The sequence below is a fragment of the Kluyvera sp. NPDC087067 genome (assembly GCF_044745165.1).
Lineage (GTDB): Bacteria > Pseudomonadota > Gammaproteobacteria > Enterobacterales > Enterobacteriaceae > Kluyvera.
The window spans coordinates 221,191-245,707 of sequence record NZ_JBIUZS010000003.1 but is presented as its reverse complement, the minus strand read 5'-3'; the positions used below and the strand labels follow the sequence as shown (position 1 = coordinate 245,707).

Genomic DNA, 24,517 nt, shown 5'->3' with positions numbered 1-24,517 from the left:
CCATGACAGAGCTTCCTGCCAACGTACGCTGGCAACTGTGGATCGTCGCGTTTGGCTTTTTTATGCAATCGCTGGACACGACAATCGTCAATACCGCCCTCCCCTCCATGGCCCTGAGCCTCGGGGAGAGCCCGTTACATATGCATATGGTGGTGGTTTCCTATGTGCTGACCGTAGCGGTCATGCTCCCCGCCAGCGGTTGGCTGGCTGACCGGGTAGGCGTGCGCAATATCTTCTTTACCGCCATCATTTTATTCACCCTCGGTTCTCTTTTCTGCTCCCTCTCCAGCACGCTCAATGAACTGGTGATGGCGCGCGTCCTACAGGGGGTCGGCGGCGCAATGATGGTGCCGGTTGGCAGGCTGACGGTGATGAAAATCGTCCCGCGCGCGCAGTACATGGCGGCGATGACCTTTGTCACTCTGCCCGGCCAGATTGGCCCACTGCTGGGCCCGGCGCTGGGGGGGATTCTGGTGGAGTACGCCTCCTGGCACTGGATTTTCCTGATTAATATTCCGGTTGGGATTATTGGCTGTATCGCCACGATGATGCTGATGCCCAACTACACCGTACAGACCCGACGCTTTGATATTTCGGGCTTTATCGTGCTGGCATTAGGAATGGCGACGCTGACTCTTGCGCTTGATGGGCAAAAAGGACTGGGCATATCCCCGCTGATGATGGGCGCGCTGGTGGCAATCGGCGTGGCCTCAATCCTGATGTATCTGTGGCACGCGCGCGGCAATGACAACGCGCTGTTCAGCCTGAATCTCTTTCGCACCTCGACCTTTTCTCTGGGGCTGGCCGGCAGCTTCGCTGGGCGTATCGGTAGCGGGATGCTGCCGTTTATGACTCCGGTCTTTTTACAGATTGGGCTTGGCTTCACCCCATTCCACGCGGGGCTGATGATGATTCCGATGGTGCTTGGCAGCATGGGCATGAAACGTATTGTGGTGCAGGTGGTGAACCGCTTTGGCTATCGCCATGTGCTGGTATTCTGCACGCTTGGTCTGGCGTTCATCAGCCTGGTCTTTATGTTTACCGCGCTGGCAGGTTGGTACTACGCCCTGCCGGTGGTGCTGTTTATTCAAGGGATGGTCAACTCCAGCCGCTTCTCATCGATGAACACCTTGACGCTAAAAGACCTGCCGGATGAGCAGGCCAGCAGCGGCAACAGCCTATTGTCGATGATTATGCAGCTGTCGATGAGTATCGGCGTGACGATAGCGGGTATCCTGCTGGGCATGTTTGGCCAACAGCACACCGCCATCGGCAGCGAGGCGACGCACCAGGTCTTTATGTACACCTATTTATGTATGGCCGTGATTATTGCCCTTCCAGCCCTGGTGTTTGCACGGGTGCCGGACGACACCAGTAAAAACGTGGTCATTGCCCGACGCAAATTGAAGGAGTAAACCGTGAAATTATGGCGCCCGGGCATTTCCGGTAAACTGTTTTTCGCTATTTTAGCCACCTGTATTGTGCTGCTTATCAGTATGCACTGGGCGGTGCGCGTGAGCTTTGAGCGCGGCTTTATTGACTACATCAAACGCGGCAATGAACAACGCTTGCAGCTTTTGAGCGATGCGTTGGCGGAGCAGTATGCCCAGCACGGAAACTGGCGTTTTCTGCGCAACAATGACCGTTTTATCTTCCAGATCCTGCGCTCCTTTGAGCATGACAACGGCGATGATAAACAACCTCCCGGGCCTCCAGGCCCAGGCGGCCCGGATCGTGGCGGCATGCCGCCTCACGGTTGGCGCACTCAGTTCTGGGTTATCGACCAAAACGCGCGGGTGCTGGTCGGCCCGCGCGAAGCCGTGCCGCATGATGGCACCCGGCGCGGAATTATCGTCAACGGTATGGAAGTTGGCGCAGTTATCGCCTCGCCGGTAGAGCGGCTGACGCGCAATACCGACATCAACTTTGACCAACAGCAGCGGCGCACCAGCTGGCTGATTGTCGCGCTGGCCACGCTGCTTGCCGCACTCGCCACCTTCCCGCTGGCGCGTGGCCTGTTAGCGCCGGTAAAACGGCTAGTTGATGGCACGCACAAACTGGCGGCGGGCGATTTCACCACCCGCGTACCGATTACCAGCAGCGATGAATTAGGTCGTCTGGCAAAAGACTTTAACCAGCTTGCCAGTACGCTTGAGAAGAATCAGCAGATGCGTCGTGATTTAATGGCCGACATCTCCCATGAGCTGCGCACGCCGCTGGCGGTACTGCGCGGAGAGCTGGAAGCGATTCAGGACGGAGTGCGCAAATTCACCCCTGAATCAGTCACGTCACTGCAAGCAGAAGTGGCGACCCTCACCAAGCTGGTCGACGATCTCCACCAGCTTTCCATGTCCGATGAAGGGGCGCTGGCGTATCAAAAAGGCCCGGTCGATATTATCTCCTTGCTGGAAATTGCCGCGGATGCCTTCCGCGAGCGTCTGGCGAGCCGCGGGCTGACGCTTAAACTGGCGCTGGCAGACAGTGCGACGGTGTTTGGCGACCCTGACCGCTTAATGCAGCTTTTTAATAATCTGCTGGAAAACAGTCTGCGCTACACCGACAGCGGCGGTCAGGTGCTGATGCGCACGACGCTCAGCGCCCAGCATATCGTGATGGAGTTTGCGGACAGCGGCCCGGGCGTCACCGATGAACAGTTAGCAAGGCTATGCGAACGCTTTTACCGCACCGAGGGCTCACGTAACCGCGCCAGCGGCGGCTCCGGGCTGGGGCTGGCAATTTGTGCCAATATCGTCACCGCCCACGGCGGCCGCCTCGATGTCGGACATTCGCCTTTTGGTGGGGTAAGCATTAAAGTAGAGTTACCGCTGGAACGCGCAATACCGAGAGAGATATGACCGAATTACCGATTGATGAAAACGCCCCGCGTATCTTGATTGTGGAAGATGAACCCAAACTTGGGCAGTTGCTCATCGACTATCTGCTGGCCGCGCACTATGCGCCGACGCTGATTAACCACGGCGATAAAGTTCTTGCCTGTGTGCATCAATCGCCGCCGGATTTGATTTTGTTGGATCTGATGCTCCCGGGCACCGACGGGCTGACGCTGTGCCGCGAAATTCGCCGTTTCTCCGATGTCCCTATTGTGATGGTGACCGCCAAGATTGAAGAGATCGACCGCCTGCTGGGTCTGGAAATTGGCGCCGATGACTATATCTGTAAGCCCTACAGCCCGCGCGAGGTGGTGGCACGCGTGAAAACCATCCTGCGCCGCTGCAAGCCGCGCCCGGAACTGCAGGCGCTGGACGAAAAAAGCCCGCTTATTGTCGATGAAAATCGCTTCCAGGCGTCGTGGCGTGACCGCCTTCTCGACCTCACTCCCGCTGAATTTCGCCTGCTGAAAACGCTGTCGCAGGAGCCGGGAAAAGTGTTCTCGCGCGAACAGCTGCTTAACCATCTCTATGATGATTACCGCGTGGTGACTGACCGCACTATCGATAGCCACATTAAAAACCTGCGCCGTAAGCTGGAGTCGCTTGACGCCGAGCAGTCGTTTATCCGCGCGGTGTATGGCGTTGGGTATCGCTGGGAAGCGGACGCCTGCCGGATGGCGTGAGGCAACAAATGCCGGATGGCGCTTTGCTTATCCGGCCTACCTGCACCGACGCCCGTATTTGGCACAACCGCGCTTATCCGACCTAAATTTATCCGCCCCGTAGGCCGGATAAGCGCAGCGCCATCCGGCACAACGCTCATAAAGGTTTACTCCCCTCCCCCGCAGCGCTACAATGCCCGCCCTTAAAGTGGGGACACTCCCCAACTCACCACATCAGGTGTGGTGAATCTGACCTGTCATCAGAACGAGAAAATCATGTTTAAACCGGAACTCCTTTCCCCGGCGGGAACGCTGAAAAATATGCGTTACGCTTTCGCTTACGGTGCCGACGCTGTCTATGCCGGCCAACCGCGCTACTCACTGCGCGTGCGTAACAACGAATTCAATCACGAAAACTTGCAGCTTGGCATCAACGAAGCCCACGCGCTGGGTAAAAAATTCTATGTGGTGGTCAACATTGCCCCGCATAACGCCAAGCTGAAAACCTTTATTCGCGATCTGAAGCCGGTGGTGGAAATGGGCCCGGATGCGCTGATTATGTCCGACCCCGGTCTGATTATGCTGGTGCGTGAAAACTTCCCGGACATGGACATTCACCTGTCGGTACAGGCGAACGCCGTCAACTGGGCAACGGTCAAGTTCTGGAAGCAAATGGGGCTGACCCGCGTCATCCTGTCTCGCGAACTGTCGCTGGAAGAAATCGAAGAAATTCGCAGCCAGGTGCCGGATATGGAGATTGAGATCTTCGTTCACGGCGCACTGTGCATGGCCTACTCTGGCCGCTGCCTGCTTTCAGGCTACATTAACAAACGCGATCCGAATCAGGGCACCTGCACCAATGCCTGCCGTTGGGAATACAACGTTCAGGAAGGCAAAGAGGACGATGTGGGTAACATCGTGCACAAATACGAGCCGATTCCGGTACAAAACGTAGAACCGACGCTGGGCGTCGGCGCGCCAACCGACCAGGTGTTTATGCTGGAAGAAGCCAAACGTCCGGGCGAGTACATGACCGCCTTTGAAGACGAACACGGCACCTACATCATGAACTCGAAAGACCTGCGAGCCGTCGCGCACGTTGAGCGCCTGACCCAAATGGGCGTCCATTCGCTGAAAATCGAAGGCCGCACCAAGTCGCATTACTACTGCGCGCGTACCGCCCAGGTTTATCGCAAAGCAATTGACGACGCCGCCGCTGGCAAACCGTTTGACACCAATCTGCTGGAAACGCTGGAAAACCTCGCTCACCGTGGCTACACCGAAGGCTTCCTGCGTCGTCATACGCACGACGACTACCAGAACTACGAATACGGCTACTCCATCTCCGAGCGCCAGCAGTTTGTCGGTGAATTCACCGGCGAGCGCAAAGGCAATCTGGCAGCCGTTGCGGTTAAAAACAAATTCTCCGTGGGCGATAACCTGGAATTGATGAGCCCTCAGGGTAACGTCAACTTCACTCTCGAGCACATGGTTAACACTAAAGGCGAAGCGATGCCGGTCGCCCCTGGCGATGGTCACACCGTATGGTTGCCCGTGCCGGAAGATATGGCGCTAGAGTATGCTCTGCTGATGCGGAACTTCTCAGGAGAAACCACTCGTAATCCGCACGGCTAGTAGTCGATTTATATTGTTTTTCAACAGAGAAAATTCTTAGAAATGGATCACAGACGAAACTGTTGATTGTCGGTACTATTCTCTGCGCTGAAAAACATAATCCATAAATGCTAGCTGTACCCAAGAACCACCTCCTTAGCCTGTGTAATCTCCCTTACGCAGGCTTATTTTTTTGTACTCCTCTCCTAAAGCACGTCGCCGCTTCCTTTGTTACACTCTTTGCATACCCTATAAAGAGGTACCACGATGTCAGAATTTCCAGCCAGTCTATTGATCCTTAATGGCAAAGGAGCCAACAACCCTGAACTGCGCGAGGCGGTGGAACACCTGCGCGGCGACGGCGTTGAAATCCACGTCCGCGTGACGTGGGAAAAAGGCGATGCCGTACGTTATGTCGAAGAAGCGCTCGCCCTTAACGTCGCGACGGTTATCGCCGGCGGCGGTGATGGGACTATCAACGAAATCGCTACCGCGCTGATTCAGTGTGAGAGCCCACGGGTGCCAGCACTGGGTATTCTGCCGCTGGGAACGGCAAATGATTTTGCCACCAGCGTCAATATCCCCGAAGATTTAGCCAATGCACTAAAGCTTGCCATCGCCGGGCGTGATATGCCGGTTGATATTGCTCAGGTAAATAAAAAAACCTGCTTTATCAATATGGCAACGGGTGGGTTTGGGACGCGCATCACCACCGAAACGCCTGAAAAACTAAAAGCCGCCCTGGGCGGCGTCTCTTATCTGATTCACGGCTTAATGCGTATGGACACGCTCAAACCCGACCGTTGCGAAATCCGCGGCGAGAACTTTAACTGGCAAGGTGACGCGCTGGTAATCGGCATCGGCAACGGTCGCCAGGCGGGCGGCGGACAGCAGCTTTGCCCGGAGGCGTTAATTGACGATGGCCTGCTGCACCTGCGTATTTTCACCGGTGAAGAATTGCTGCCCGCGTTGTTTAATACGCTCGCCAGCAGCGATGGCGCGGAGAACCTGGTGGATAGCGTGTCGCCGTGGTTTGAGGTCACCGCAGAGCATGAGATGACCTTTAACCTTGACGGCGAACCGCTCAGCGGTAAAACCTTCCGCATGGAAATTTTACCGGCGGCCCTGCGCTGCCGCCTGCCGCCGGACTGTCCGTTACTGCGTTAACGCATTGCGCCTTCAGCAAGCCCCCGGGGTCGGCGTAAACGCCTCGCCCGGGCTACCATTCCGTAGCCCGGCCAAGCGCAGCGCCGCCGGGGGCTAATAGGCGGCAACCTCCCGCGCCATTTCCCGGGTGTACTGGCGGCTGGCGTTGACCAGCATCTGCGTATAAGGCGTTTGCGCCTCCCCGTTCACCAACGCATCTACCGTCAAGGTCTCGAGGATTTTGCCGTACTGCATCACTGCCACCTTCTGGCACAAATGGGCAATGACGCCCAAATCGTGAGTCACCATCAGATAGGTCAGATTTGACTCTTTTTGCAGCTCGGCCAGCAGGTTTAAGATCTCCGCCTGTACCGACACATCTAGCGCTGAGGTCGGTTCGTCAAGCAGCAGCACCTGCGGCTCAAGGATTAATGCCCGGGCAATCGCCACGCGCTGACGCTGTCCGCCGGAGAGCTGGTGAGGGTAACGGTCACGAAACGCGCGGCTCAAACCTACCCTGTCCAGCAGCGTGTTGATACGCCGATCGCGCTCGCCAATGCCGTGAATTTGCAGCGGTTCTTCGAGAATATCACCAATGGTATGACGCGGATGCAGCGAACCGTAAGGATCCTGAAACACCATTTGCACCTTCCGGCAGCGCTCACGGCTAATCTCATGGTTCAGCCGCTGCCCGTTAATCGCCAGCTCGCCGCCCCAGTGGTTAAACAATCCGGCCAGACACTTCAGCACCGTGGTTTTGCCGGAGCCCGACTCACCCACCAGGCCGTAAATATCGCCCGGCTGAACGTGAAAGCTCACATCAAATAATACCTGGTTGCGCTTGTCACCTTCGCCAAAAACCAGATTCAGGTTTTTCACTTCAATCATCGTGCGCTCCTTGAGCCTATCTCAGTAGGCGTAATTGTTGAAGACAGTTTGGCTCGGACAGCGCGCAGAAACCGGAGCGTACTGAAGTACGTGAGGATTGCGAGCACTGCCCGATGCCAAAATGGCGAATAAAATAGCCTAATGGGATAGGCTCTTAGTCCGTCAGCCAGCAGGCCTGACGTTGCAGCACCGGCAATACCGGGCGGCGATGTTGCATATCCGGCAGTGCGCTAATCAGCCCCTGCGTATACGGATGCTGCGCGTTCTCAAGATCACCGGCGGCGATAGATTCCACCACCCGCCCGGCGTACATCACGAGCACGCGGTCACAGAAGCTGCGCACCAGGTTGATGTCGTGACTGATAAATATCAGCCCCAGCCCGCGCGATTTCACTAAATCGTCCAGCAGCCCCAGCACCTGTAAACGCACCGACACGTCCAGTGCGGAGGTAGGTTCATCGGCAATCACCAGCTCCGGGTCGGTTATCAGCATCATCGCAATCATGATGCGCTGCCCCTGACCGCCGGAAATTTCGTGCGGATAAAGGTTATAGACGCGTTCCGGGTCACGAATGCGCACCACATCCAGCATCTCCATAGCTTTGGCCTTAGCCTCTGTTTTGTAACCCGGATGGTGGGTGAGCCAGGCTTCGGCAATCTGGTCGCCGACGCGCACCACCGGATTGAGCGAGTATTTCGGGTCCTGCATGATCATCGAAATGCGTTTACCGCGAATGGCGCGCATCTGCGCTTCGCTGGCGTTCAGCAGGTCGATATCGCCAAACTGCATGCAGCTTGCGCCAATGCGGGCTTTTTTCGGGTGCAGGTGCAGCAGCGCCCGTCCGACGGTGGATTTCCCGGAGCCTGATTCGCCAACAATCGCCAGCTTTTCACGCCCCAACTGGAAGGAGACGCCGCGGACCGCATGGGTCACCGCGTCACCGTTAACGAAGTCGACGCTCAGGTCACGCACGTCGAGCAAAGGTGCGGCGTTATTCGCTGCGAGGATCGAGGATGTCACGTAGGCCATCTCCTAAGAAGTTGAACGCAAGACTGTTGATTAAAATCGCCAGACCGGGAATCGTTACTACCCACCAGCACTCCATCATGTAGGTACGGCCGCTGGAGATCATGGCACCCCACTCGGGATCCGGCGGCTGAGCGCCGAGGCCAAGGAAGCCCAGACCGGCCGCGGTCAGGATGATCCCCGCCATGTTCATGGTGATACGGATGATCACCGACGGCAGGCACAGCGGCACGACGTGACGCCACAGAACACGGGCCGGAGATGCACCTTGTAAGCGCACGGCTGAGATAAAATCGGCCTGACGCAGCGACAGCGTTTCCGCACGCGCCAGACGCGCAATCGGCGGCCAGGCGGTGAGCGTGATGGCAATCACCACATGCTCAAGCCCGGGGCCAAGCGCGGCGACAAAGGCCAGCGCCAGCACCAGACTTGGGAAAGAGATGAAAAATATCGGTGACGCGCATCAGCACCATATCGACTTTGCCGCCAAAATAACCGGCACACACGCCAAGCAGCAGCCCCAGCGGGCCAACGGTGACCGACACCAGCAGCACGATGTACAGCGTAATGCGCGAGCCATACACCAGGCGGCTGAAGATATCGCGGCCAAACTCGTCGGTGCCAAACCAGTGCTGGGCATTCGGCGCGGTGAGCGCATTATTTAAGTCCTGCACCAGCGGTTTGTAGGGCGCAATCCACGGCGCGAAAATCGCCACCACGATCAGCAGGAAGATAATCCCGCCGCCGATAGCGGTCAGCGGGTTACGCGCCATCTTACCGATAAAGCCCCCCGCTCGCGCGAAGGTGCGCAGCAGGCGCTGGCGGCCTTCACCCGTTCCGCCTGCCAGCGATGTATCCAGAGAAACCGTCATGATTTTGTCCTCGGATCGAAGAATTGATACAGCATGTCGGAGAGCAGGTTGAGCATCACGAAGATCACCCCCACCAGCAGCACGCAGCCCATCACCGCATTCATGTCGCCCAGCAGCAGGCTGCCGGTGAGATAGGAGCCAAAGCCGGGCCAGGAGAAGACGGTTTCAATCAGTACCGCCCCTTCCAGCAAGGAACCGTAAGCCAGGGCGACCACCGTAAGCAGTTGCACCAGAATGTTACGGAAGGCGTGATTCCAGATAACCTGCCGTTCAGTTAACCCTTTCACGCGCGCCGTGATAATGAACTCCTGCGACAGCTGCGCCAGCATAAAGCTGCGGGTCATACGGCTGATGTAGGCCAGCGAGTGGAAGCCCAGCAGCGCAGCCGGTAAAATCAGGTGATTAATGGCGTTCCAGAACACTTCGCTGTTACCCGCCAGCAGCGCATCGACGGTCATCAACCCGGTACGGCGCGGCACCATGCCGTCAAGCCCGAGGTCAACGCGCCCGGCGCCTCCCACCCAGCCAAGCCAGGCGTAAAACACCAGCAGCCCCATCATTCCCACCCAGAAGATCGGCGTGGAGTAACCGGCGAGGCTGATAATGCGCACCACATAATCGGAAATGCTGTTACGACGCGCCGCCGCCAGCACCCCCAGCGGAATACCGAGGCCCGCGCCGACGATAATCGCCATCGTCGCCAGCTCCATGGTCGCCGGGAAAACGCGGATAATGTCGTCGGTCACCGGCTTGCCGGTCAGCAGCGCATTGCCCAAATCACCGTGCAGCAGGTTGACGAAGTAGATACCAAACTGGGTCATCAGCGACTGGTCAAAGCCTAACTGGTGATAGACCTGTTGATAGGTGCTTTGGTCAGCATCCGGGCCGACAATCGCCAGCACCGGGTCGATAGGCATCACGCGACCGATAAAAAAGGTCAGCAGCAGCAAGCCAAACAGCGTAATCGCCACCTGCATCAGCCGTTTTGAAAAGCGCCGGGTACGGGAGCCGGGCGCAAGAATTGCCGTACTCATCCTTTATCTCCTTCGCTGACTTTGTAGACTTCACGCAGGAACGTGGTCGCCGATGGGTGCGGTTGGTAGTCTTTAACTTCATTGCGCACCACCACCGAATCCACCATCTGCGAAACCGGGATCATCGCCGGGATCAGCAGGTCGTATCGGGTCTGGATCTGCTGATAATCGGCAATCTGTTTTTGCCCGTCGCGTTCCAGCAGCGCGCCATCGATCATCTCGTTAAGCTGTTTGTCGTAAAAACCGGTGCGCCAGCCCTGGAAGTTGGTCAGCCTTGCCGCATCGCTGTTGTCCGGGTTGTAGACCAGCGCGCGCAGACTGGAGTGCGGGTGCGGCTCCATCCCACTGCCGCCGCGCCCCACCAGCATGTCGAACTTACGCTCGCGCATCGCGCCGTATATCTGGTTGCCGGTGCCGGTAATAATTTTGGCGTTTATACCCGCCTGCATCAGCGTCGACTGCACGGCAATGGCAATGTTGAGGAACGGTTGGTCGGAGAGTACGCGCAGCGTGGTATCAAAGCCGTCGGGATACCCGGCTTCCGCCAGCAATTTTTTCGCCCGCGCAAGATCAAAGGTGTAACCCGGGTCAGGCAGCGTTGACGGCATTCCGGCTTTAATTGGACGCTGGTGCAGGACGCCATAGCCCGGCATTAACGCTTTATTAATTCCCTGATAATCAATCAAGTAGCGCACCGCTTCGCGTACTTTCGGGTTGGCAAAATGCGCCTCTTTCATGCTCATCGCCACGTAGTACATGGTGCCACGCTGTACCGCATCGACGGTGAGCTGCGGGTCTTTTCGCAGAGCGTTGATATCAGAAACCGCCATGTTGTTGGCGATATCCAGATCCCCTTTTTCAATCATCAGGCGCAGGGTTTGCGACTCCTGGAAATGACGCAGCACCACGCGGCTCATTTTCGCCTCGCCGCGCCAGTACGCTGGGTTACGCTTCATGCGCAGCACGTCTTTCGCCTGCCAGGTTTCCAGCATAAATGGCCCAGAACCGGCTTCATGAGTGGTCAGCCAGTGGTTGCCCCAGTCTTTGTCTTTTTCATGGCTCTGGACGGTTTTACTGTCGAGAACGCCAAGATTGCCGAGCGCCCCGAGCGAGTAAATCACCAGCTGCGGGTCGTTATCTTTAGGCAGGACGATCTGCACGGTGAAGTCATCAAGCGCCGTGACCTGTTTATCAATATTCTTCTTACTAAAACCGTAGGATTTCCACACCGACGCCTGCGCCAGGTTCAGGTGCAGAATACGCCGCATCGACCACACCACGTCGGCCGCGGTCAGCGGATTGCCGGAGTGGAACTTGACGTTGTTTTGCAGATGGAAGGTCAGCGTTTTGCCGTCCGGGCTGATATCCCAGGATTTAGCGAGCGCCGGTTTAACGTTGGTAAGCTGCGAAGGGTCAAGCTCTACCAGCGAATCATAGAGATTCACCACAATCCCCACCACTTCGTTACCGGTCATCGCTGCCGGGTCGAGGGTGAGCAGGTTATTCATGTTCATGCCGATGATAAGCTGATCGGGCGGCGTTTTCGCCATCGCCGCCCCGCTCCCCATCGACAGGGTGAGCGCGAGCAAACACGCTCCCAGTAAGGAGGATTTTTTCATGTCTATATTTGCCTGTACTGTAGGGTACATTTGCTGAATGGCGCTGTGCTTATCCGGCCTACGGCTCGGTAGGTGAAGCGCCATCCGGCATTTATTATGTGTCAGTCGTGGCTGACGGTATTGGCTTCGATATAGTCAAAATTGATGTCTTCGCCCAATCCTGGACGCTGGGACAAATGCACAAATCCGTCGGCATCCATCGGGTCGATAATGCTATTGAGATAAGCGGCTGGCTGGTCGTAGTCGAGGAACGGGTGCAGCAGACCACGCTCGTACCAGCGACAGTTACGGATAGCGCCCACTGCCGCCAGGCTCGCCGCGCCGTTGCCGTGCACTTCGCAGTCCATACCGAACGACTCCGCCAGCGCGGCGACTTTCATGGTGGGCCCAATGCCGCCAACGCCGTTCGCGCCCGCGCGCAGAATGTCGCATGCCCCCGCTTTCACCCAGTCCGCGCGGCTGTGGTGCTTGCCGCCAAAACTTTCCGGCCCAATCACCGGAATGGACAGGTTTTCGGCAAGCCAGGCATAGGACGACATGCTGTCCTCTTCCATCGGCTCCTCAAACCAGGCAAAGTTGAGTTTTTCCAGCTCTTTACCAATCCACAGCGCTTCGGTACGGCTGTACCAGTGATAGCCGTCGATCATCAGGTCGATATCCGGGCCCACCGCTTCGCGCACGGCAGCGCAGGCTTTGATATCCATTTTCGGGTTAGGCGCGAAGGAGACCGGCGGCATCCAGGTATGCAATTTGATAGCTTTATAGCCACGTGCCACTAGCGTTTCGGCGAAAGCGGCGTACTCTTCCGGCGTCGACAGGCCGCCTTTTAAGTCATCACCACACATGGTGCTGCCGTAGGCGGGAACCTTGTCACGATAGCCGCCGAGCAGCTTATACACCGGCACATTGAGCTTGCGACCGATGAGATCCCACAGCGCTTGCTCCACGAACGACAGCGCCCGCTCCGTCAGCTGATGTGCGCTGCCGCGCTGCCAGTGCACCAGGTCTTGCCAGATTCGCTCGCGGTCAAACGGATCCTGCCCCACCAGCACTTTGCGAAAGAATGTGTTCACCACAAACGGGCGCACGATTTCCGGCGGCGCAAAGGAGTACCCCTTGCTGCCATCGTCTGCGGTAATCGTCAGCATCGCCATTTTTGCCATGCTTTCGGGGCCCGGATGTGAGTGTCCAGCGCTGTCGGAGACGCGCCGCGTTGGATGCTGAAAAACGGTGACATTTACAGATTCAATTTTCATTATGCGTCCTTAGTACAACCTTCGAAATGGCGTTTTTGCGCCACAACCCTGTGTTTAATACACCGAACTGATAAAACGGTTTTAAGGAATTGAAAAGGCGTTTCATGAATAATCTAAGCACAAAGTCTTACCTCTACCACGGACAAACTCCGCTAAGACCGGGCTATTTTTTGTGCAAGCGCACAATAAGAAGTGATGGTTTTCACAAAAGGGGGAGGAAGTGTGAGGCGGATCGGCCCCCCTTCCCAGGCGGGAAAGGAGGCTAAAAACTACGCGAAGGTAATTTTGCTATCGAGATACACATCTTGTACGGCATTAATCAGCGCAACGCCGTCGGCCATCGATTTTTTAAACGCTTTACGGCCCAGGATAAGGCCCATCCCGCCCGCACGTTTATTGATAACCGCAGTACGAACGGCATCGGCCAGATCGGTTTCACCGCCTGCCGCCCCGCCGGAGTTAATCAGCCCCGCACGCCCCATATAGCAGTTCGCCAGCTGGTAGCGCACCAGATCAATCGGATTATCGGTGGTCAGTTTGGTGTACACGCGGTCGTCGGTATAGCCAAAGTTAACCGCCTTATAGCCGCCGTTATTTTCCGCCATTTTCTGCTTCACGATATCGGCACCGATGGTCGCCGCCAGGTGGTTGGCCTGACCGGTCAAATCCGCAGAGACATGGTAATCAACGCCGTCTTTTTTAAACGCAGGGTTGCGCAGATAGGCCCAAAGTACCGTCACCAGACCCAGTTCGTGCGCGCGCTCAAAGGCGGCCGAGATCTCTTCAATCTGACGTCGCGACTCTTCTGAGCCGAAATAGATAGTGGCGCCGACGGCGACCGCGCCCATATTGAACGCCTGCTCTACGCTGGCATACAGCGTCTGGTCGTACTGCGTCGGGTAGCTTAGGGTTTCGTTGTGATTGAGTTTGACGAGGAACGGAATGCGGTGCGCGTAGCGGCGTGAAACCGAGGCCAGCACGCCGTAGGTCGAGGCAACGCAGTTACAGCCCGCTTCAATCGCCAGTTCGACAATGTTCTTAGGATCAAAATAGAGCGGGTTTGCCGCAAACGACGCCCCTGCGGAATGCTCGACGCCCTGATCCACCGGTAAAATAGACAAGTAACCGGTACCGCCTAAACGCCCGTGGTTATAAAGCGTCTGCATATTTCGTAACACGGCAGGTGGACGGTTGTTATCCACCATCACCCGGTCAACGTAATCATGGCCGGGTAAGTAGAGTTGGTCGGCCGGAATGGTCATACAACGATGCTGTAAAAGGCTGTCGGCGTCTTTGCCAAGCAACTGCGCAATATCAGTCATAGTGAGGCTCCCGTAAGTGCCGATATCATGTCGGCTGGTTATCCTGCTCAACTTTTTTGAGCAGGATAAGCCTGGTACCGGGGACACTGAATGTCCAACTTTTGGCTGATTTTAAGCGCAGCCAACTGGCACGCATCCGTGCCAGTTACCACCATTCATGGAAATGATGTACCGGGCCAATACCTTCCCCAACCTCCAGCGAGTCGGCCTGAGCCAGCGCTCTGGAAAGCCAGTCTTTGGCGACCGGTACGGTCTCCTGCCAACTCTGATACCGTGGTCTTAAGGCCGCCAGCGCCGCCGAAAGCGTACAGCCCGTGCCGTGGGTATTTTTGGTGGCGACACGCGGCGCGGTGAAGCGAATTTCACCCTCAGCGGTAAACAGCCAGTCCGGGCTTTCGCTATCGTCGAGGTGACCGCCCTTCATTAACACCGCTTCACAGCCCAGCGCCCGCAGCGCTCGCCCCTGCTGTAGCATTTCACGTTCATTGCGCGCGTGTGACGTATCCAGCAGCGCCGCGGCTTCCGGCAGATTAGGCGTAATCAATGACACGTGCGGCAATAGCTGTTGCCGCAGCGTCTCCACCGCCGCCGATGAGAGTAGCGGGTCGCCGCTTTTTGCCAGCATCACCGTGTCCAGCACCACGTTTTGAATACGATAGCGCTTAAGGCGTTCAGCCACCGCTTCAACAATATCAGTCTCCGCCAGCATACCGATTTTGGTGGTATCAATACGCACATCGCTAAATACCGAATCCAGTTGGGCGGCAACAAAATCAGGCTCTATGCGATAAACTGACTGCACGCCGCGCGTGTTTTGCGCGACCAGCGCGGTTACCACCGAACAGCCATAGGCGCCCAGCGCAGAGAAGGTTTTCAGGTCGGCCTGAATGCCCGCCCCGCCGCTTGGGTCGGTTCCGGCGATGGTCAATGCGTTGATACGTTTCATACGTTCACCTCCGCTTTCATCGCGTACAACGCATCCAGGAACGCAGGAACAAAACTTCCCGGCCCGTGACCGCAGGCGGCCCGTTGCCCGGCCAATTTCATCAGCGCACAGGCCGCGGCGACATGCTCCAGACGATCGCCCGGCAAGGCACAGCTTGCCGCTACAACGGCTGACAACGCACAGCCGGTGCCGACCACGCGTGTCATCAGCGGATCGCCGCCCTCTAGCGCCAGCGTGCGTTGTCCGTCGGTGATGTAATCCACCTCACCGGTGACCGCCACAATCGCCCCGCTCTCCCGCGCCAGCAATTCCGCCACCGGAAGAGCTTCTGCGGCGGTATCGGTTGTATCGACACCGCGTCCACCGGCGCTGACGCCCGCCAGCGCCATAATCTCAGAGGCATTGCCACGAATGGCTGCCGGGTGAAGCGCCAGTAAGTCGCGGCAGAATTCATGGCGCAGCGTTAAGGCGCCCACGGCAACCGGGTCAAGCGTCCATGGCGTATCCGCACGGTTAGCGCTCTCCACCGCTGCCCGCATCGCCTGCGCGCGCGGCACGGTTAGCGTGCCCACGTTAATTAACAGCGCATTGGCAATAGCAGAAAACTGCGCGGCCTCGCCAGCGTCGATAACCATCGCAGGCGATGCGCCAAGGGCCAGCAAAACGTTAGCCGTGAAGGTCTGTACGACGTCGTTAGTCATACAGTGAACAAGCGGGGCATGTTGATTGAGGAGATGTACGGTGCGCATACGCTGCGCCGGGTTTAGCAGGTCGGGTTGCATGGTTTGCTCCTGCCATAACGCGAAGAAGCAAGACCCGTCGGCCTCTGACTTCCCTACGCTGGCATTATCCAGATCAGGTGGTACGGGTATTTCTCAGCCTTCACAAGGAAGGGCACCCCGAGTCATTTACTACAAAATCAAAAGATTGCGATTAATGCTCCTCATTAATCCCTGATCAGGATATTAATGCCAGCGGGAAGTCTTGTAAACGACAAACGCGGCCCTTTTGGGCTATGTGTGACAGGTTGGGTGACAAAATGTGTACCATGTAGAATACTCATAAGCCGCCAACTATCGCACAAAAAGAGGTCCTGATGGATTTACAAGCATGGGATAACGTTATCTCTATCGCTTCGAATGCTGTAACAGGTTTAAGCTTGCTTGGTGGTGTCATCTTCGGCGGGGTTAAACTTCAGGAGATGGTGAAAAACAAGAAAATGGAGCAAGCTTTCGCCTCTGCAATAGCGCTTAAAGATGAGATTGATGCTACGAGGGGCCGTTATAATCGTATGCGTTTTGACCTTACACGCATAATGACTTTTATCGACACGCTCGCAAAGACTGGTCAAAAAGTAGATCAAGAAAGCTACTATCAAATTCAAGGTTCGTTGAGAGACATGGCGGAAAACACCTTTCGTATTGGTAGCTGTTTCGTCAAAGTTAGCCACTATAACGTTGCCATTAAACAACCAGCTTGGGAACCATTCAACGCTCTTCTACACTCTGCTGGTGAAACGCAAATAGCTATATCGAAATTAGTAAACCTCATAACTCAGGCCTTGCTTAAAGAGCAGATAACAGCAGAGGAATTCGCGACAATTCGTAGTTTTTATGATGAACATGGTGAACGGATGAAAGGCGTTAATAACGCTATCGCCGGGATAGATATTATTAAATTTGATGATTTTTTTGACTTCAGCAAAGTTAATAAAAAAAGCCGGGATTAGCCCGACTCTTATGTTTTCAGTTTTCGTTGTCGCTGTTCGCTGAGTTAATGCTTGATAGTCCCTTCAAGCCCTAGTCTCTCAACCTTATCGAGAAATGAACAGCGCGGAATATCTCCTAATGGTTGTACATCTGTAGACGGGACTCCTTCAGAGAAGGATGAGAAGGAAAAGAACATAAGAGGTAATGCAAGAATCTTTTTCAAAACAGCCTCCATAGCTGAATAGATGAAGTACACCATTAGCAGGTGCCTTAACATCATTAATTACTTTAATCGATTTAAATAACAGAACCGATCGGTAAAATTGATCACTTTTGTTACTATAATCGTTGCACGATGCCTGCAATTTAGCATTGAAGAGGGCAATTCATTCAAGAGGGAGAGATGAGAGGTATTCTGTAGGTTTGCGGTATGTCGCTGGCTTTTAATGCTGCGGCAAGCCAAATCACCATGAGCAACCCCGACGAGCAGGAGCTTAAGGGTGGAAAGCTGCTTTACACTTACGAAAATAGTATTTATCTGTTTACGCTGGTAACTCGTTCGCAGCCCTGCCCATACTCGAAGACGTTCGATACCTCGGACAACGAAAAGTAAGTACCGCCGAGCATCTTTTTCCTCAAAGTTACCAGTAACTTGAGCTTACTTATGCGGAAACGCATCGCACAAATCAGCACTCGATCAAATTTTCATTTTTTTTTGCTAATTATTGACATTCCCGCCAGCCCTTATGCGCCGTGGACTCAGACTTTTTTAGCTTTCTCAACCTCAATCCAACATCAAAATCAACTCTTGTACTCAAAAGAATCCTTAATAGAATACTCACTATATAGGGGTTGCTATTCACCCCACCCCCTATATGTATGGCTTGTGTTTGGAACGCAGGCATAAAAAAGCCGGACTCACAGAGTGAACCCGGCTTACAAAGCATGACTAACGAGAGTCGCCAAACTCTTGTGAATCTCTGCCTTACCTTCATTTTCTGACGGCTTGATTGTGCCAGGCAAAGAGGATCATGTAAACCTTAAAATAAACGCTCAAAAGGAGCATTGCATGACCATTTGTAAACAGTCACACCGCTACAATACGCTTTTCATTAGCTTACCTCACGACCAAGGTGGTGAGGGCCGCCATAAATGCTGCGGATGCGCTTACGATCAGGGCTACCTTGCAGGCTTAGCTCGCACAGGGCAAGTTTGGGTAGATTTAGCTACGTTACCTGATAGCCAAGCAGGAACGGTTCGCCACAAAAGCCCCCAAGCAGCGTTTGCTGAAGGCTACCGTGACGGGATACGTGATTCCTACCGTCGGGTTGGATAAAAGATGATCCAAGTCACGAGAAGGGAGACGTCCTCGTGACTTCTAATTGAAACAATATTTCAAAGCGAATATTCTTCTGAACATTTCAGAGCACAGCAAAGGTTAATAATGAAAAGGAAATTACAGGTTTTCGTGTCCAGCACTTTTACTGACCTGATTGAAGAAAGACAAGCAGCGGTAAGCGCAATTCTTAAAGCTGGGCACATCCCCGCAGGCATGGAGTTGTTTACCGCTGCTGATCGATCACAAATGGATATAATAAAAAATTGGATCGATGAATCAGATGTTTATATGTTAATACTCGGCGGTCGCTATGGCTCAATCGAACCAACAACTGGAAAAAGTTATACTGAATTAGAATATGATTATGCTGTAGAACAAGGAAAAGCCCTCTTCGCAGTTGTTATTAAAGAGGAAGCACTTGAAAAGAAAGTTAAAGAATACGGTACTGATTTTCTTGAACGCGATGAGCCAAAGTCCTTATCTGAATTCAAAAAGAAGGTATTATCAAATATATCTTCTTTCTTTGAAGATGTGAAAGACATTCGTTTGTGCGTACATGAGAGTTTGTCTGATTTCAGCGCCAACAGAAAACTAAAGGGCTGGGTTTCAGCAGATGAAATCATTGACACCCATGATTTAGCTGAAGAAATTAAAAAATTAAATGAAGAAAACAGAAAATTAAAATCCGACATTGAAAGCAAAGATAAAAAAATAAAATCACTACTAAATAGCAAAGATTCAGAATTCAGGGAATTGGCTGAGGTTCTCAATGAAATAAAAATAATCATACCCAAGACGCATACAAAAGCAGATAATATTGAGACAAATCTACTCAATATATTTGTTACATGTAAAGACTCATTCGTTAACGGTATAACCAACGATATTAGCATGAAGGATTGGGAAAATTTTTTATTTTTCGAAGTAAGCCCTATACTCAAAATACACGGGCTAATGGAAAATGAAAAAGTTACAGGTGTAAGATACCGTAGATATGTTGCAACTGAACTTGGTACAAAATTACTTGCTTATGTTGAAAAAGAACAAATAAAAAAAAATAAAGAAAAGAAATAGCCCCCTAGCACTAATAATTTTTATTATTAGTGCTTTATTTTTAAGCATCAATACCAATCCATACCATCAATCATATAACAAATCGTTGATAACGGAAAAGTGTGTAGGTCGCGTTTGGTAATCACTGACTCGCTTTTCTCATGCCTTACGACCTGCTGCAAGTGTGCCAAATTGCCAACCCAGCCAGCTAAACAGGTTGAATCATGGTATGCCGGAAGCTATGCACCAATCGCCATTGCCCATAGTCATAAAGATAAGGATTACCAAGCTGATCTCGAACATCTGCTAAAACTTTGCCAATCTTCGGCATGATCTTACCCGACACAGGAGAAAAGATTTTATCTTTCCATTGATGGTTTACAAAATCGAGGAACCCCCATTCGATCAGTTTGGAGTGGATCCCCCCTGCCTTGTCGCGTTCTCAGTTTTACCCTGTCCTCCTTAAGCGATCAGTAGATAATGCTGCTGACTGTCCTCATCATTCTTGATCTGTGATTTCTCCAGTTTAGCAATCTCATCTCTACTGGCTCCGGTGTATGCCAACAACAATGAGATCCATTTCTCCCAGCCGTCAGGCTGCTTGAGCGCACAACCCACAAACTTTCTCATTTCTGTTGCACTTTATGCGCCAAACCTTGCTTTCGATGGGGCAGCATCAACATCATCTGTCGGAGACTTCTCAGGATGTCTTTGATGTCTGCTAGGAAGGTTTTGAATAGCGATTTGTAAATCTTCAGATGTTTGTGAATCGACTCAGCACCAACCAGAACTTCAGGTGGCACATCAGCGCACTCAATCAATTGCTGAACAGTCATCGACCGATAAGGCTGCACAACACGCTTAGGCAGGTTTTCAACAACTTCCATCACCTGCTTAATGTCCTGTTTGGTGATCGTCGTGACATCGGTTGTTGTACCGAGGACAATCAACAGCACTTCCATAAACCGTTCATTGGCCTGTGAGATTGCCTTTGTCCAGTTTTGAGCCTTCTCCCTTTTGTACATATTCCACGCGCCAGCCAGCGTTAGAACTTCCTTTTGTTCAACTGGTTCTTGCGGTATTACCACAGGTACACGGTGAACCACCTCCCGGTATTCCTGTACAGGTATCAACTGAGGTTTGCGTAAGTCGCCATTAAGAAATTGCTGGGCTACCCAGTTTTCATTCTGTTGCTTTAAGTGGTTACTGAAATCTGAAAGACGTTAACCAAACTGATCCGGGTGGACGGTTCCACGTTTGACTAATGGAATGGCTGGAGAAGCAAATGACATCAGGAGTTGCGCATGGCTGTAGCTATCCGTCTCTAAAGAATGACGGAAATATTTACTACCGGATAGGCGAAAGCTGACGTAGTAGATCCCGTTACGGATGATGGTGTGATTGATAGATGTGTGTGCCATTTTGTTTGTCTCTGTGAGTGACAACATAACAAAATGAAGAGAAAAAAACGCACAAGCCTTTGATTTATATCTTGGATTATCGCCAGGACTACGCTGGCATTATCCAGATCAGGTGGTACGGGTATTTCTCAGCCTTCACAAGGAAGGGCACCCCGAGTCATTTCAATAAGAGTTTACTCATGGCGATTAACCGTTGTTAATCGCCGTCAGGAATAATGCCAGCGGGGAGCGGGAGAAACAAGCGCGGAATCTTTTGTGCCGAGCTCTCTGTGAAAGAGGGGGTCGCACACAATACGCGGAGTCTGGTAAAAAATGACGATTACGGACTGAGAAAAGGATAATTAAATCACCACTACTATTATTGTTTTACATTCAGTCACTTATCAGGAGGAAAGTGCACCTTCATTCGTAACTGCATGTTTATACTGAATTTAATCACAATAATTTTACATCAAACCACTTTAACGATTCGTGCTTAATGTGATCCCGATCAAAGTTTAAATACTAACATTACTGGATAGTTCATCGCCGTTATTTTATTGCCCTTTTTCATAAATCTCTCTTCTGTTGACATAATCCATGCCAACGGAGGAAAAGCGTGCCTGAACAAGAATCACGCATTGAGAATTGTTAATTAATAACAGCGATTATATTAATATTTAATTAGAATTGAGAATCTAGAATGCACTCCTTAAATAAATTTATGGTAACAACTCTGGTGTTTGGTACTGTTTTATTTGGTTTTATTAATGTCGGTAAGGCAGCCGATATCGATGCAAAAGATGTAAAACTTTCCAGCGGCTGGGATGTTGAGAGCGTATTTAATCAAACATTTGTTCAAATTCAAGAGCTAGACAGTGCTCGCGCTAATCAAAGCACTCAAATTCATGACTTGAAAATGAGTAACTTATCTCGTGATAGCACAATCACGCACGCAGATAATAAAAGCTCTGCCGCATTATCTGGTGTAGCTAAAAATGGTACGAGTATTATTGCCTTAGATAAAAAAGCCGATCAAATCGAATCAGAGGCATTACTTTCTGGCCTCAAGGCTGACGATGCGAAAAACAGGGCGATTACGGCACAAGGCAAAGCGGATTTCGTTGAGGTGAAGGCCGACCACGCACAGGCGACAGCCGATACCGCGACCACCGCGGCCCAAAATGCAGACGCCAAAGCGGACGCGAATGCTCAGTTAATTAGCCATAACGCCCTTAACATCGGCAAGAACCAGAAAGCGCTGTCATCGAAGGTTGACGCTACCGCGTTCCAGACCGATCAGGCGCGTCAGGATAAGGCTGTCGAAAGCGTGCAAACGCAGGCCGCGCGCAATTCAACCCAGTTAACACACCGCGAATCACGCATCACCAATCTGGAGAATCAGAATAACGCGCGTTTTTCGTCAGTTGAGCATCAACAAAACGAAGACCGTAAAGAGTACCGCGCAGGTATTGCCGGTGTCGGCGCCATTGCTGGCCTGCACTATGTTGATACCGATAACGCGGTCGCAGTGGGTGCCGCGAATTTTAAAGATGCCCAAGGTTATGCCATGGGTTACCGCCACAAATTCTCAGAGAATGTCGCAGCAACCATGTCAGCATCAGGAACGTCTAATGGCGATGAGATTGTCGCAGCCTCTGCCTCCTTCGGCTGGTAAGGTGTTTTTGCGCTGGCGCTGAGTATTTCTGAATCAAAGCCTATGAAAGTTCTTAAATATTAATTAACAGTACTTTATAAATTAAAATTACGGACAACGCCTTCACTTGAAAGAATTCTTAGCTGACTCACTAATTGGCAAAGAAAATATACCGAAAGCATTAACCCCGTTTTTTATCGGTATAATTTCAATAAGACTAATCCGTATCATTCAGGCAATATGAATATGATAATTATTTGGCCGCATGATCCAAATCAATATTAACATCGTCGACTTGCCTGATAGTTGCATTGCTTTATAAAAGCAAACACAAAAGTTTGCAGAGCAGATAGATAGCCAATGATAAAACTCATTATTGCTTATGCAGTTATTTCAATTGCACTGGTTGCGACGGGCGTTTTTAGCGTTATGGTCTATAACAGTATCATAACTATAACTACCGAGGATTGTTACCATGAAACATTCCACGGTGATATAAAGTCGTCATCTCTTTTACCAGTAAGCACTAATAAGCCTATATCAGTTGATCATGAACAATTTTGGTAATAAATAAGGTTAATAATGAAAGCAAAATGGATGGTGTTTGCAGGGGTAGTCAGCGCAGTATTCCTTGCTGGCTGTACTTCTCCCGCACAGCGTATGGCAGCATGTGAAGCACAAGGTGTTTCAAAAGACACATGCTATTTATCCGAGCAAAACCGGCAACAGGGGATAAATAATGCTTCTCTTGCGGCGGCCTACGCTAATGCCGCGAACGCGACGCAGCACGCTCAGGCGGCGCATGTTTCCGATCCGATGCGTGAAGCCACATTGTCGTCTAATGTCCTGAAAGCGACGCTGTCGAACGGTTTCTTTGCCGCTACGATCAACGGTAAAAAAGCCACCGTTAAACGCGTCAACGCCAATTTCTACGAGATCCGTGGCGCCGGCTTTATTATCTCCGTCAGCATGAATGCCGAGGGTATTGAAAGTGCGTCATGGAATAAAACCCATGGCCGCGATCACGGCATGTTGACCGTGACGCAGAAATAAAACGCTTACGCTAAGGAGGCATTTCGCCTCCTTTTTTGTTAACGCTCTTCCGCATCTCTTAACTGCTTAAGCAGTAACGTAAAACATGCATCAATCATTGGCGGCAGCGCTTGAGGGCCGCGCATCAGTGCGACGGTACGGGTAAGCGCAGGCTGCTGTAGCTGGGCGACGTGTAAAACCGAATCCTGCAAATGCGTGGTATAAAGCTGCGGCAATAGCCCAACGGCTAACCGCGAGCGCACCAGCCCGTACAGGGTTTCAACATAATCGACCTGATAGCGCGCATTGAGCGTCAACCGCTGGCTTTCCACAAGCGCCCCGACCAAGCGCTGAATGTTACCTTTCGAGAACATCGCGATATCCCTACCGGCCAGCGTCTTCCAGGGTAAATGCGGTTGCCTGCCTAACGGGTCATCAACGTGCAGCACCGCCACCAGCGGATCTTCGCGCAGCGGGAAAAGCTGGAGTTCTTCCGGCAACGAGCTGTCGATGGCCCCGATGCCAAAATCAATCTGCCCGCTTTGCAGATCGCGCGCCAGCGCATCGTTGGTGCGGTCGTGAAACTCGACGCGCAGGCGTGGGAAGGCCTGTGCCAGCGTGTTGGGCAGCAAGGGGAACAGAAGTGAGCTGACCGAGGGTATCAGCCCGATGCGCACCGTACCGTCTCCCCCCGCCTGCACCATCTGCTGAATGTCGCTAAACGCCATTTGCGCCACGCTCAGTACCCGCTGAGCGTGCGGCAAGATGGCCGCTCCCAGTTCGGTTAGCGTCACCGCCGAGGCGGTACGGTTGACCAGCTTGCCGCCAATCACCGTTTCAATTTGCCGCAGCGCGCTGCTCAGCGCCGGTTGGCTAATCGCCAGCCGATTGGCGGTGTCGGTAAAGTGACGTAGCTGCGCGAGCGTGACAAAATACTGTAATTGTTTTAGCGAGAGCGCGGGCAATCGCTGCCAGGGTTCAGTCATGATGGGCTTCACTCGTGCCTTTCACCCAGAATAAGCCGAAGTTATCAGGTGATAAGTTTTTTCA

General features: G+C 52.8%; 20 protein-coding genes, 2 pseudogenes and 2 riboswitches. Of the genes and pseudogenes, 10 read left to right on the top strand and 12 right to left on the bottom strand.

Annotated elements, in window-relative coordinates; translation table 11 throughout:
• Positions 1–2: 2 nt before the first annotated feature.
• From ACIPDS_RS09895 to yegS, 5 genes are all read left to right on the top strand, one after another.
• The gene (locus ACIPDS_RS09895; protein WP_400735058.1) at positions 3–1,415 is read left to right on the top strand and encodes an MFS transporter; all 1,413 of its coding nucleotides are present in this window, start codon (positions 3–5) and stop codon (positions 1,413–1,415) included.
• 3 nt (positions 1,416–1,418) lie between these two features.
• Positions 1,419–2,855 carry a two-component system sensor histidine kinase BaeS gene (gene baeS / locus ACIPDS_RS09890; protein ID WP_400735056.1) on the top strand — a complete coding sequence of 479 codons (1,437 nt, stop codon included), beginning with the start codon at positions 1,419–1,421 and terminating at the stop codon, positions 2,853–2,855.
• Entirely contained in the window at positions 2,852–3,574 is a 723-nt protein-coding gene (gene baeR / locus ACIPDS_RS09885) for a two-component system response regulator BaeR (protein ID WP_400735054.1), read from the top strand. The genes baeS and baeR overlap by 4 nt, the downstream gene beginning before the upstream one ends.
• Before the next feature lie 255 nt (positions 3,575–3,829).
• Positions 3,830–5,188, top strand: coding sequence for a tRNA 5-hydroxyuridine modification protein YegQ (gene yegQ / locus ACIPDS_RS09880; protein WP_400735052.1), 1,359 nt, complete (start codon positions 3,830–3,832; stop codon positions 5,186–5,188).
• 246 nt (positions 5,189–5,434) lie between these two features.
• On the top strand, positions 5,435–6,334 hold the full coding sequence (gene yegS / locus ACIPDS_RS09875) for a lipid kinase YegS (protein ID WP_166513392.1): 900 nt from the start codon (positions 5,435–5,437) through the stop codon (positions 6,332–6,334).
• A 93-nt stretch (positions 6,335–6,427) separates the two neighbouring features.
• On the opposite strand, the gene ACIPDS_RS09870 is transcribed toward yegS, so the two are convergent.
• The 9 genes and pseudogenes from ACIPDS_RS09870 to thiM form a co-directional block, all read right to left on the bottom strand.
• The gene (locus ACIPDS_RS09870; protein WP_400735050.1) at positions 6,428–7,201 is read right to left on the bottom strand and encodes an ABC transporter ATP-binding protein; all 774 of its coding nucleotides are present in this window, start codon (positions 7,199–7,201) and stop codon (positions 6,428–6,430) included.
• A 154-nt stretch (positions 7,202–7,355) separates the two neighbouring features.
• Positions 7,356–8,222 carry an ABC transporter ATP-binding protein gene (locus tag ACIPDS_RS09865; RefSeq protein WP_400735048.1) on the bottom strand — a complete coding sequence of 289 codons (867 nt, stop codon included), beginning with the start codon at positions 8,220–8,222 and terminating at the stop codon, positions 7,356–7,358.
• Positions 8,194–9,100, bottom strand: a pseudogene (locus ACIPDS_RS09860) (ABC transporter permease). Before ACIPDS_RS09860 ends, ACIPDS_RS09865 begins: the two are co-directional and overlap by 29 nt.
• Positions 9,097–10,134, bottom strand: a complete 1,038-nt coding sequence (locus tag ACIPDS_RS09855; protein ID WP_166513388.1) for an ABC transporter permease — start codon at positions 10,132–10,134, stop codon at positions 9,097–9,099. Before ACIPDS_RS09855 ends, ACIPDS_RS09860 begins: the two are co-directional and overlap by 4 nt.
• Positions 10,131–11,753: an ABC transporter substrate-binding protein gene (locus ACIPDS_RS09850; RefSeq protein ID WP_400735045.1), complete on the bottom strand. Its 1,623-nt coding sequence runs from the start codon at positions 11,751–11,753 to the stop codon at positions 10,131–10,133. Before ACIPDS_RS09850 ends, ACIPDS_RS09855 begins: the two co-directional genes overlap by 4 nt.
• A 101-nt stretch (positions 11,754–11,854) precedes the next feature.
• On the bottom strand, positions 11,855–13,009 hold the full coding sequence (locus ACIPDS_RS09845) for a mandelate racemase family protein (protein ID WP_166513386.1): 1,155 nt from the start codon (positions 13,007–13,009) through the stop codon (positions 11,855–11,857).
• A 269-nt stretch (positions 13,010–13,278) separates the two neighbouring features.
• Positions 13,279–14,331: a class I fructose-bisphosphate aldolase gene (fbaB, locus tag ACIPDS_RS09840; RefSeq protein ID WP_166513385.1), complete on the bottom strand. Its 1,053-nt coding sequence runs from the start codon at positions 14,329–14,331 to the stop codon at positions 13,279–13,281.
• A gap of 145 nt (positions 14,332–14,476) precedes the next feature.
• Positions 14,477–15,277: a bifunctional hydroxymethylpyrimidine kinase/phosphomethylpyrimidine kinase gene (gene thiD / locus ACIPDS_RS09835; protein ID WP_400735042.1), complete on the bottom strand. Its 801-nt coding sequence runs from the start codon at positions 15,275–15,277 to the stop codon at positions 14,477–14,479.
• Complete coding sequence (thiM, locus tag ACIPDS_RS09830; protein ID WP_400735040.1) at positions 15,274–16,059, bottom strand: hydroxyethylthiazole kinase; 786 nt, start codon at positions 16,057–16,059, stop codon at positions 15,274–15,276. Before thiM ends, thiD begins: the two co-directional genes overlap by 4 nt.
• Before the next feature lie 33 nt (positions 16,060–16,092).
• A riboswitch (TPP riboswitch) is annotated at positions 16,093–16,189 on the bottom strand.
• A gap of 184 nt (positions 16,190–16,373) precedes the next feature.
• Here thiM and ACIPDS_RS09825 point away from each other — a divergent pair.
• The 3 genes from ACIPDS_RS09825 to ACIPDS_RS09815 all read left to right on the top strand — a co-directional run bounded on the left by ACIPDS_RS09825 (position 16,374) and on the right by ACIPDS_RS09815 (position 19,399).
• Positions 16,374–17,006 carry a hypothetical protein gene (locus ACIPDS_RS09825; protein WP_400735038.1) on the top strand — a complete coding sequence of 211 codons (633 nt, stop codon included), beginning with the start codon at positions 16,374–16,376 and terminating at the stop codon, positions 17,004–17,006.
• 410 nt (positions 17,007–17,416) lie between these two features.
• Positions 17,417–17,599, top strand: coding sequence for a hypothetical protein (locus tag ACIPDS_RS09820; protein WP_400735036.1), 183 nt, complete (start codon positions 17,417–17,419; stop codon positions 17,597–17,599).
• A gap of 855 nt (positions 17,600–18,454) precedes the next feature.
• Positions 18,455–19,399: a DUF4062 domain-containing protein gene (locus ACIPDS_RS09815; protein WP_400735034.1), complete on the top strand. Its 945-nt coding sequence runs from the start codon at positions 18,455–18,457 to the stop codon at positions 19,397–19,399.
• A gap of 47 nt (positions 19,400–19,446) precedes the next feature.
• Here the strand turns inward: ACIPDS_RS09815 and ACIPDS_RS09810 are convergent.
• Both ACIPDS_RS09810 and ACIPDS_RS09805 read right to left on the bottom strand, forming a co-directional pair.
• Positions 19,447–20,433: pseudogene (locus ACIPDS_RS09810) on the bottom strand (integrase); the annotation flags it as partial.
• A gap of 168 nt (positions 20,434–20,601) precedes the next feature.
• The gene (locus ACIPDS_RS09805; RefSeq protein WP_400735032.1) at positions 20,602–20,799 is read right to left on the bottom strand and encodes a hypothetical protein; all 198 of its coding nucleotides are present in this window, start codon (positions 20,797–20,799) and stop codon (positions 20,602–20,604) included.
• Between the two features lie 68 nt (positions 20,800–20,867).
• Positions 20,868–20,964: riboswitch (TPP riboswitch) on the bottom strand.
• Between the two features lie 517 nt (positions 20,965–21,481).
• Between ACIPDS_RS09805 and ACIPDS_RS09800 the strand changes: the two genes are divergently transcribed.
• Both ACIPDS_RS09800 and ACIPDS_RS09795 read left to right on the top strand, forming a co-directional pair.
• Positions 21,482–22,456 carry a YadA C-terminal domain-containing protein gene (locus ACIPDS_RS09800; RefSeq protein WP_400735030.1) on the top strand — a complete coding sequence of 325 codons (975 nt, stop codon included), beginning with the start codon at positions 21,482–21,484 and terminating at the stop codon, positions 22,454–22,456.
• A gap of 561 nt (positions 22,457–23,017) precedes the next feature.
• Positions 23,018–23,488, top strand: a complete 471-nt coding sequence (locus tag ACIPDS_RS09795; protein ID WP_400735028.1) for a hypothetical protein — start codon at positions 23,018–23,020, stop codon at positions 23,486–23,488.
• Between the two features lie 38 nt (positions 23,489–23,526).
• Here ACIPDS_RS09795 and ACIPDS_RS09790 read toward each other — a convergent pair whose 3' ends face one another.
• Entirely contained in the window at positions 23,527–24,453 is a 927-nt protein-coding gene (locus ACIPDS_RS09790; protein WP_400735026.1) for a LysR family transcriptional regulator, read from the bottom strand.
• Positions 24,454–24,517 lie beyond the last annotated feature (64 nt).

Bases quoted from the DNA above. Each gene is read 5' to 3' on its own strand.
- ACIPDS_RS09895 (WP_400735058.1), top strand. From the start codon at position 3: ATGACAGAGCTTCCTGCCAACGTACGCTGGCAACTGTGGATCGTCGCG.
- baeR (WP_400735054.1), top strand. From the start codon at position 2,852: ATGACCGAATTACCGATTGATGAAAACGCCCCGCGTATCTTGATTGTG.
- yegQ (WP_400735052.1), top strand. From the start codon at position 3,830: ATGTTTAAACCGGAACTCCTTTCCCCGGCGGGAACGCTGAAAAATATG.
- yegS (WP_166513392.1), top strand. From the start codon at position 5,435: ATGTCAGAATTTCCAGCCAGTCTATTGATCCTTAATGGCAAAGGAGCC.
- ACIPDS_RS09870 (WP_400735050.1), bottom strand. From the start codon at position 7,201: ATGATTGAAGTGAAAAACCTGAATCTGGTTTTTGGCGAAGGTGACAAG.
- ACIPDS_RS09855 (WP_166513388.1), bottom strand. From the start codon at position 10,134: ATGAGTACGGCAATTCTTGCGCCCGGCTCCCGTACCCGGCGCTTTTCA.
- ACIPDS_RS09850 (WP_400735045.1), bottom strand. From the start codon at position 11,753: ATGAAAAAATCCTCCTTACTGGGAGCGTGTTTGCTCGCGCTCACCCTG.
- ACIPDS_RS09845 (WP_166513386.1), bottom strand. From the start codon at position 13,009: ATGAAAATTGAATCTGTAAATGTCACCGTTTTTCAGCATCCAACGCGG.
- fbaB (WP_166513385.1), bottom strand. From the start codon at position 14,331: ATGACTGATATTGCGCAGTTGCTTGGCAAAGACGCCGACAGCCTTTTA.
- thiD (WP_400735042.1), bottom strand. From the start codon at position 15,277: ATGAAACGTATCAACGCATTGACCATCGCCGGAACCGACCCAAGCGGC.
- thiM (WP_400735040.1), bottom strand. From the start codon at position 16,059: ATGCAACCCGACCTGCTAAACCCGGCGCAGCGTATGCGCACCGTACAT.
- ACIPDS_RS09825 (WP_400735038.1), top strand. From the start codon at position 16,374: ATGGATTTACAAGCATGGGATAACGTTATCTCTATCGCTTCGAATGCT.
- ACIPDS_RS09820 (WP_400735036.1), top strand. From the start codon at position 17,417: ATGTCGCTGGCTTTTAATGCTGCGGCAAGCCAAATCACCATGAGCAAC.
- ACIPDS_RS09805 (WP_400735032.1), bottom strand. From the start codon at position 20,799: ATGGCACACACATCTATCAATCACACCATCATCCGTAACGGGATCTAC.
- ACIPDS_RS09800 (WP_400735030.1), top strand. From the start codon at position 21,482: ATGCACTCCTTAAATAAATTTATGGTAACAACTCTGGTGTTTGGTACT.
- ACIPDS_RS09795 (WP_400735028.1), top strand. From the start codon at position 23,018: ATGAAAGCAAAATGGATGGTGTTTGCAGGGGTAGTCAGCGCAGTATTC.
- ACIPDS_RS09790 (WP_400735026.1), bottom strand. From the start codon at position 24,453: ATGACTGAACCCTGGCAGCGATTGCCCGCGCTCTCGCTAAAACAATTA.